Origin of the sequence: Pseudarthrobacter sp. fls2-241-R2A-168 (assembly GCF_030209335.1) — a bacterium.
GTDB lineage: Bacteria > Actinomycetota > Actinomycetes > Actinomycetales > Micrococcaceae > Arthrobacter.
Window position 1 is genome coordinate 62,164 of the sequence record NZ_JARVSG010000041.1, and the last position, 6,898, is coordinate 69,061.

The 6,898-nt window shown below is 65.8% G+C and carries 5 protein-coding genes; 3 read left to right on the plus strand and 2 right to left on the minus strand.

Annotated elements, in window-relative coordinates; all coding sequences use genetic code 11:
- Positions 1-18: 18 nt before the first annotated feature.
- Positions 19-513, minus strand: coding sequence for a methylated-DNA--[protein]-cysteine S-methyltransferase (locus tag QRN11_RS19765; RefSeq protein ID WP_285314171.1), 495 nt, complete (start codon positions 511-513; stop codon positions 19-21).
- Complete coding sequence (locus tag QRN11_RS19770; RefSeq protein ID WP_285314172.1) at positions 510-2,045, minus strand: DNA-3-methyladenine glycosylase 2 family protein; 1,536 nt, start codon at positions 2,043-2,045, stop codon at positions 510-512. Before QRN11_RS19770 ends, QRN11_RS19765 begins: the two co-directional genes overlap by 4 nt.
- 113 nt (positions 2,046-2,158) lie before the next feature.
- On the opposite strand from QRN11_RS19770, the gene QRN11_RS19775 reads away from it, so the two are divergent.
- The 3 genes from QRN11_RS19775 (at position 2,159) to tyrS (ending at position 6,533) form a co-directional block, all read left to right on the plus strand.
- Complete coding sequence (locus tag QRN11_RS19775; protein ID WP_285314173.1) at positions 2,159-2,821, plus strand: DNA-3-methyladenine glycosylase; 663 nt, start codon at positions 2,159-2,161, stop codon at positions 2,819-2,821.
- Between the two features lie 52 nt (positions 2,822-2,873).
- Complete coding sequence (locus QRN11_RS19780; RefSeq protein ID WP_091417997.1) at positions 2,874-5,102, plus strand: HelD family protein; 2,229 nt, start codon at positions 2,874-2,876, stop codon at positions 5,100-5,102.
- 117 nt (positions 5,103-5,219) lie between these two features.
- The gene (tyrS, locus tag QRN11_RS19785) at positions 5,220-6,533 is read left to right on the plus strand and encodes a tyrosine--tRNA ligase (protein ID WP_091417994.1); all 1,314 of its coding nucleotides are present in this window, start codon (positions 5,220-5,222) and stop codon (positions 6,531-6,533) included.
- Positions 6,534-6,898: the final 365 nt, after the last annotated feature.

The window sequence follows — 6,898 nt, forward strand, 5'->3', positions numbered from 1 at the left end:
GCGGCGATCTGATCCGCGTCAGGCGGCCTCGCGCTTCAGCAGGCTCTCCTTGATGGGCAGTCCCCACCGGAATCCGCCCAGCGAACCGTCTGTCCGGATGACGCGGTGGCAGGGGACAAACAATGCTGCGGCGTTGAACGCGCAGGCACTGGCGGCCGCCCGGACGGCTTTGGGATTGCCCGCCAGTTCGGCGTACTCGGTGTACGTCACCGGAGATCCCGGCTGCACCAGGCGCAGCACGTCCCAGGCGTGGGCACGGAACGGCCCCGACTTCTGCACCACGGGCACACGCATCGCCGGCCCCGGATCGCCCGCATAGAACGCCTCGACGGCTGCCGAGATGTCGCCGAGGCCGGTAACCAGTTCAACGGTTGCCGGCCGCAGCGTCGGATGGATCTGCCCGGTGAGGTCGCCGGGTTTGTCGGTCCACCCGCTCGAAAGGACCGCCCCGTCCTGGGCCAGGATGGTGAACGGGCCGTCTGGCGTGGCCATCTGGAGCAATTGGGCCTTCATGGTTTCGCTTTCTCTGCGGTTCCGGTGCCTGCACCGGCAGACTGTGTGGTGCCGCCCCGGCGGGGGACGGCTGGGGTGTGGGCTGCTGCCCGCCACAAGTGCATGGTCGCGTACGAGCGCCAGGGACTGACCTCGCGGAAGTCAGGGCTGAGGGCGCCGGGGCCGCCGGCTGCTGCATCCCCTTGGTCCAGCGCCTTGACCCCGTTCCGCACCGCCGCGTCGTTGGCCAGGAAGATATCCGGGGCGCCGAGGACCCGCATGGCAAGGTACCCCACCGTCCATGGTCCCACCCCGGGCAGGGGCAGCAGCTTCGCACCCAGGCTGGCTACGTCGTCGCCGTAGCCGAAATCCAGGGTGCCATCAGCGAGGGCGCTGGCGGCCGTCCGGAGGGAATCCGCGCGTTTCCTGGGTCCCCGCAGGAGTGCGTGGCCGTCCGCTGCGATTTCGGCGGGAGTGGGAAACATCCGCTCGAGGTCGTCGCCGGGGCTTTGGCTGGAACGTCCGACGGCGGCCAGTTGGGTAAGTGCCGTCCGTGCTGCCGCGACGGTGATTTGCTGGCCGATCATTGCACGGACGAGCATTTCGGCTGGGTCCAGGGCGCCGGGCATCCTGACTCCCGGCGCAGCAGCTACCGAGGGTGAGAGCCGGGTGTCTCCTGCCAAAGCACTGTCGATCGCTACCGGATCAGCGTCCAGGTCGAACAGCCGCCGGACCCGGCTGAGCAGTGCCGGCAGGTCGCGAAGGTCCACCGCGCCGATGGTGAGGGTCAGCGGCCGCCCAGGGGCGCCGGCGTCGTACTCAACTCGAAAGCGTGCGTCGCCCTGCGGCAGCCGCAGGGTCCGCGCATAGGAGGTAGCTGATCCTGTTTCGATTCCGGGGATGGCCCGTACAGCCAGGAACGTGAAAATGCCGGGGTCGAAGGGCTCGCGGTAGGGAAGGCTGAGGGTCAGGGCGGTGGAGCCGCCGGCTGCTTTGGCATGCCGGGCGGCACGGAGCGCGGTGGGGGTCATGTCGAAGACCTCCAGCATGGTTTCGTTGAACTGTCGGACGCTGCTGAAGCCGGCAGCGAAGGCAACGTCGGCGAGCTTCATGGAGGTGGAGACCAGCAGGGTGCGGGCGGTCTGCGCCCGCCCGGCCCGGGCGAGCGAGAGGGGACCGGCGCCGAGTTCCTGGCTGAGGATGCGGTTCAGCTGCCGGGAAGAATAGCCAAGCCTGGTCGCCAGGCCATCTACACCGTCGCGGTTGACGACGCCGTCGTTGATCAGGCGCATGGCGCGGCCGGCGATGTCCTGGCGGACGTTCCATGCCGGGGTGCCGGGAACCGCCTCGGGGAGGCAGCGCTTGCAGGCCCGGTAGCCGGCGTCGTGCGCAGCAGCGGAGGTCTCGTAAAAGGTGACGTTCGCGGCCTTGGGGGTCCTGGCCGGACACGACGGGCGGCAATAGATGCCGGTGGTCCGCACGGCAGTAAAGAACTGCCCGTCGAACCGGGTGTCCCGGGCATCAATTGCCCGGTAGCGCTGCCAGAAATCCATTCCTCCATCCTGCCAGCCTGGCGGAGCCGGAGCTAGCGGAAATCGGACATGGCCGTGGCGCTCCTTCTTTGCGTTGGGCCGCGTATCGCTGCTGATTTGGGTAGAGTCTGGCCATGAACACAAGCCCCTCGCCGGATCCGGAAGGGCTGCGGGAGTTCCTGTCCGGCGACGCCCGCGAATTGGCCCTGAGGCTGCTGGGTGCCGTCCTGACCCATGAGTCGAGGGAGGGCCGGGTCTCTGTCCGCCTCACCGAACTGGAGGCCTATCTTGGCCCGGAGGATTCCCTGCACCCCGACCCTGGTTCGCACACTTATCGTGGTCCCACTCCCCGCAATGCCCCGATGTTCGGCCCGGCCGGCCACCTCTATGTCTACTTCACATATGGGATGCACCACTGCACCAACATCGTGTGCGGGCCGGCGGGGGTGGCCTCCGCACTGCTCTTGCGCGCCGGGGAGATTGTGGAAGGGGTTGAGCTCGCGCGGCACCGCCGGACCACCTCAAAAAGTCCCGCCGACCTCGCCAGTGGGCCGGCGCGGCTGGCCAAGGCCCTGGGCCTGACCACGGCATACACCGGCAGGGACGCCCTGGAGCCGCCGTTCGGGCTGGTGCTCCCGGAGCGCCCGGTTGAGCATGTGAGCTCCGGGCCCCGGGTGGGGGTGTCCGGTGCCGGCGGATCGGAGGACTACGCCTGGCGGTTCTGGATCACCGGCGACCCCACGGTTTCCCAGTACAAGGCAGCGAAGCCCAGGCAGGCCAGGCAACACCTGCGTTAACGGAAATGGTTGTAGAATGGACGGTCTGTCTTTTGCGATAGGGGAACGTTAAATGCTCGACGCCGATTTGGCCCACGAACGGGACTATGTTGCCGGGCTGTATGCCCGGCTGGAGGAGCTCCGCGAGGAAAAGCGCAAGCAGTTGGCGCAGGTCCGGCGGGCCGGGGCTGTGGGCACTATGCAGAACGTTTCCGAACGTGACGCCTTCGCGGCTTTGTATGAGGACCGCCTGGCGCAGCTGGATGCGGTGGATGACCGGCTGGTGTTCGGCCGCCTGGACCTGGACTCCGGGGAGGCCCAGTACATCGGCCGCATCGGACTCACCACCGAGGACCTGCAGCGGCTCATGGTGGACTGGCGCGCGCCCGAAGCCGGGCACTTCTACCAGGCCACGGCCTTCGACCGGCAGGGCGTCCGCCGTCGCCGGCATCTGATCCTGCAGGGCCGCGAAGTCAAAGCCATCGAAGATGACGTCCTGGACGCCGACATGCTGTCCGACGACGAGTCCCTGCAGGGTGAAGGTGCGCTGCTCGCGGCCCTGAACTCCAAGCGCACGGGCCGCATGTCGGACATCGTGAGCACCATCCAGTCCGAACAGGACCGCATCATCCGGTCCTCCATTTCGGGCGCCGTGGTGGTCCAGGGCGGGCCCGGCACGGGCAAGACCGCTGTGGCGCTGCACCGTGCCGCCTATCTGCTGTACACCCACCGGGACCGCCTGAAGTCCGCCGGCGTGCTGCTGGTGGGCCCGTCGTCGTCGTTCATGAAGTACATCGAAAGGGTGCTGCCCTCGCTCGGCGAGACCGGCGTCGTGATGGCCAGCCTCGGGCGCCTGATGCCCGGCATCCACGCTGTCCCGGAACCCGACGCTGACGTCGCTGCCATCAAGGGCCGCCTGGACATGGCCACGGTGGTGGCCAACGCCGTCGCCAACCGCCAGCGCATCCCCGCGGAAAACCGGATTCTGGAGGTGGACGGCCGCAAACTGGTGCTGACCCCGCGCCAGGTCCGCCGTGCCCGCGAACGTGCCCGTTCCACCGGCAAGCCGCACAACGAGGCCCGCGTAACGTTCGTCAAGATCCTGCTGCGTGAACTGACAGAACAGATGACCGACCTGGTGGAAGCCGGCAACATCGGCAACAACGCCGACCGCTCATACCTGGCCGAGGACGTCCGCACCGCACGCGACGTGCGCATTGCCCTCAACCTCTGCTGGATGCCCATGACGCCCGAAAAGCTGATTTCAGAGCTCTTCAGCAAGCCCGCCATCCTTGAGTTCTGCACTCCGGACATGAGCCCCGCTGAGCGCGCCCTGCTGCTGCGCCCGGCCGATGCACCCTGGACCGAGTCCGATGTCCCGCTGCTTGATGAAGCCGCAGAGCTCCTGGGTGAGCTGGATCCGGCAGCCGGCCGTGGCCTGGCCCAGCAGGAGCACGACCGTGCCCGCGACCTCGCCAACGCCAAGCAGACGCTGGTCAACATGGAGGCCGCGGGAGTGGACCCGCTGATGTCCGCGGAGGAGCTTGCCGAGCAGAACCAGGAACAGGAAGCGCGCCTCACGGCTGCCGAGCGCGCCACCAGCGACCGCACCTGGGCTTTTGGCCACATCGTGGTGGACGAGGCGCAGGAGCTCTCGCCCATGCAGTGGCGCCTGCTGGTCCGCCGCTGCCCGTTGAAGTCCTTCACCATTGTGGGGGATATCGCGCAGACCAGTTCCGTGGCCGGAGCCAACTCATGGCAGGGCGCCCTTGCCCCGATGTTCGGGGACCGCTGGCAGCTGGAAGAGCTGACGGTCAACTACCGCACCCCCTCCCAGATTGCCGAGGCGGCGGTCCGCATGGCCAACGCCGCGGGGCTTGTGGTGTCCGCGCCCAAGGCCGTGCGGGAAGGGCGTTGGTCGCCCGTCATCGATGAGGTGGAGCCCGGCCAGGTGGTCAGCCGCCTGGTGGAGGTCCTGCCCGAGGAACTGGAAGCGCTCGACGGCGGCCTGCTGGCGGTCATCGCCGACGGTCACCTTCTGCCGGAGGCGACTGCGGCTCTGCGTGCCGTATATGGGCGCCGCATCGGCACCGGTGCCGGCAGCTATGAGCAGGACATTGTGGTGATCAGTCCCCGTGAAGCCAAGGGCCTGGAGTTCGACGGCGTGGTGGTGCTTGAGCCTGCCACGATGCTGAACCACGAGCATGGCAAAGTGGGGGACCTGTACGTGGCCATGACCCGCGCCACGCAGCGGCTGCGGCTGATTGCTGCCGAGCCTGTCCCGGCCGGCATCAAGCGCTGACCCTTCGTTTGTTGTCCCGTCGCTTTTGTCTCGTGGCTTTTTGTCCCGCACGGCGGGCCAGGCGCCGGTGCCTCTGTTCAGGCGCCGGCGCCCGGTAATACTGCTAACTTAGAAGGCGTGCCAGAAATCAGCAGCCTCGAATCGCAACAGAACGACCCCACTTTTGCCAATGTTTGGCAGGAACTGAAGTGGCGTGGCCTGGTCCACGTCTCCACTGACGAAGCAGAGCTGGAAAAGCTCCTCGCCGGTGCCCCGGTCACGTATTATTGCGGCTTCGATCCCACGGCGCCGAGCCTTCACCTGGGAAACCTGGTGCAGCTGCTGGTGATGCGGCGGCTTCAGCTGGCCGGCCACAAGCCCCTCGGGCTCGTGGGCGGTTCCACCGGCCTGATTGGCGACCCCCGCCCCACGGCCGAGCGCACGCTGAACACCAAGGACACGGTGGCCGAATGGGTGGGCTACCTTCAGGCGCAGGTGAGCCGGTTCCTCAGCTTTGATGGGGACAATGCGGTCCGCATGGTCAATAACCTGGACTGGACGGCGCCGTTGAGCGCCATTGACTTCCTGCGTGAGGTGGGCAAGCATTTCCGGGTGGGGACCATGCTGCGCAAGGACGCCGTGGCCTCGCGGCTGAATTCAGACGAGGGCATCAGCTACACGGAGTTCAGCTACCAGATCCTGCAGGGTATGGACTACCTGCAGCTCTTCCGGGATTACGGCTGCATGCTGCAGACCGGCGGTTCGGACCAGTGGGGCAATCTGACCAGCGGCACCGAGTTGATCCGCAAGGTGGAGGGCAAGAGCGTCCACGCCCTGGGCACGCCTTTGATCACCAACTCGGACGGCACCAAGTTCGGCAAGAGTGAGGGTAACGCCATCTGGCTCGACGCCGGCATGTGTAGCCCGTACGCGTTCTACCAGTTCTGGCTCAACACCGCAGATGCTGATGTTGTGGACCGGCTTAAGGTGTTCACGTTCCTGACCCGGGCCGAGATCGAAGATATTGCGGCGGCTGTGGCTGAACGTCCCTTTGCGCGTGAGGGCCAGCGGAAGCTTGCCTTCGAAGTCACGGCCCTGGTCCATGGGGTGGAGGCTACCGAAAAGGTCATCGCCGCATCGGCTGCGCTGTTTGGGAATGGTGACCTGTCCGCACTGGACAAGCAGACGCTCCAGGCAGCTACTTCGGAACTCCCTTTCACCACTGTGCAGGTGGACGCGCTGGGAATCGTTGACCTGCTGGTTGCCTCCGGGCTCTCGGACAGCAAGTCCGCTGCCCGCCGCACCGTGGGCGAGGGCGGTGCCTACGTGAACAACGAGAAGGTGCTCGATCCTGAAGCAGTCATCTCCGAGTCCGAACTCCTGCACGGCCAGTACCTGCTCCTGCGCAGGGGCAAGAAGAACCTGGCCACCGTGGAAGTACTGGTTCCCTAGCCCATAGCTGCCCACTTTGCACGCTCCTCCGCAGGCGATTTGCACGCCCGCGGAGGGGCGTGTATTGTTTTCTGAGTCGCCACCGCCGAGTGGCGGCAAACCCCAACAAATAAGAAGCAATTCTTGGCCGCGCTAAGCGCGGATTGGAGAAATTGCTTCGTTTTTTGCTGGGCGGATTCATTCCACCGAGTGAATTCCGGGAAAACAACCGGATTTGCAAAGTGAAAATGAATGAAATAAGATTGAAACATCGCAGCGAAGAAATACGAAATAGACATTCATTGAATGAATTGTTTCGGGAATATTCGAATGTGTCTGTTGTTTGAGAACTCAATAGTGTGCCAAGTTTGTTGATACCAATTGTT